The following is a 1,340-nucleotide window of genomic DNA, read 5'->3' on the forward strand; positions in this document are numbered from 1 at the left end:
CTTCCATCGGCCCTGTCCTTCCCCGCCCGCTCAGCCCGCCGCCGGGCGCTGCGAGACGAGGCCGACCTGCTGCACGCCGACCCGGCGCAGCAGGTCCAGCACATCCATCACCCGGGCGTACTGCACCGCCTGGTCGGCCTTGATCACCACCGGGAAGTCGGGGACGGTCGCCTTGATCTGGGCGATGCGGCTCTCCAGCTCCGGCATCGACACCGGGATGGTGTCGAGGAAGACCTGCCCCTGGTTGTCGATCGAGATCGCCCGCATCTGCGGCTGCGACATGCTGGCGGCGGCGCTGGCCTTCGGCAGGTTCACCTCGATGCCCTGCACCGCCGCCGTCGTCATGATGATGAAGATCAGCAGCAGCACATAGGCGAGGTCGAGCATCGGGGTGACGTTGATGTCGTCATACGGCTTGTTTTCCGACTGGACCTGCATGGCGGATCCTCAGCGCGCATAGAATTCGGCCATCTTCGTCGTGAACTCATCGACGAAGACCTGCATGTCGGCGGTGATGTCGCGGATGCGGCTGGCCAGGTAGTTGTAGCCGAACAGGGCCGGGATCGCGACGGCGAGGCCGGCGACGGTGGCGACCAGCGCGCCGGCGATGCCGGGCGCGATCGAGTTGATGTTGACTTGGCCGCTCTCGGCGATCGCGGCGAAGGTGATCATGACGCCGACCACGGTGCCGAGCAGGCCGAGGAACGGGCCGCCGGAGATGGCGATGGTCAGCACCACCATCAGCCGGTTGGCGCGCTGGATCTCGCGCGTCAGCGTGGCGTCCAGCGTGGCGCGGATCGCCGCGATCGATTCCGGCGACAGCACCAGCCGGCCCGGCTTGCCGCGCGCCGCCTTGGCCCGGTGGCTGATCTCCTCGGCGCCGACATGGTAGAGGCGGTACAGCGAGGCGTTGCGGTAGGTCCTGGCCTCGGTGCCGCCCGCCAGCCGGGCCGGCGCGGTGGCGTCGTCCGGGTCGCCCTGGTCGAGCGCGGCGAGATCGGCCACCAGCCGGCGGAACGGCACCAGGAAGCGCTTGTTGGCGTTGGCGACCCGGTTGACGTAGCCGACCTTCGCCAGCATCACCGCCCAGCTCAGCAGCAGCATCAGGCCCAGGATCCCGATGATCGCCCAGCCATCGACCGTGACCGAGGCGAGGATGGCGTTGAAGTGGCCGAGGTCGAAGCCCGAGCCCTCCTCGTCGGTGCCGAAGGCCAGCAGCCTGCTATCGGCCGCGGCGCTGCGGGCGGCCAGCAGGATCGCCGGGCCCGGCCGTGCCACATTGGCGATCTCCAGCTCGTCCAGCTCGCCGACGTAATGGGTGAAGGCGGGGGCGGGCGGGG

The 1,340-nt window shown here is 69.5% G+C and carries 2 protein-coding genes; both read right to left on the bottom strand.

What is annotated here, in order from left to right; genetic code table 11:
* Positions 1-30 precede the first annotated feature (30 nt).
* Positions 31-438 (bottom strand): ExbD/TolR family protein, encoded by a 408-nt coding sequence (locus tag P409_RS34485; protein ID WP_034849411.1) that lies wholly within the window; start codon positions 436-438, stop codon positions 31-33.
* A 9-nt stretch (positions 439-447) separates the two neighbouring features.
* Positions 448-1,340: MotA/TolQ/ExbB proton channel family protein (locus tag P409_RS34490; RefSeq protein ID WP_034849412.1), on the bottom strand; the 893-nt coding region annotated here is incomplete at its 5' end.

The organism is Inquilinus limosus MP06 (assembly GCF_000767795.1).
GTDB lineage: Bacteria > Pseudomonadota > Alphaproteobacteria > DSM-16000 > Inquilinaceae > Inquilinus > Inquilinus limosus_E.

What these genes read in the sequence shown, in the direction of transcription:
- P409_RS34485 (WP_034849411.1), bottom strand. Translation starts at nt 438, where the DNA reads ATGCAGGTCCAGTCGGAAAACAAGCCGTATGACGACATCAACGTCACC.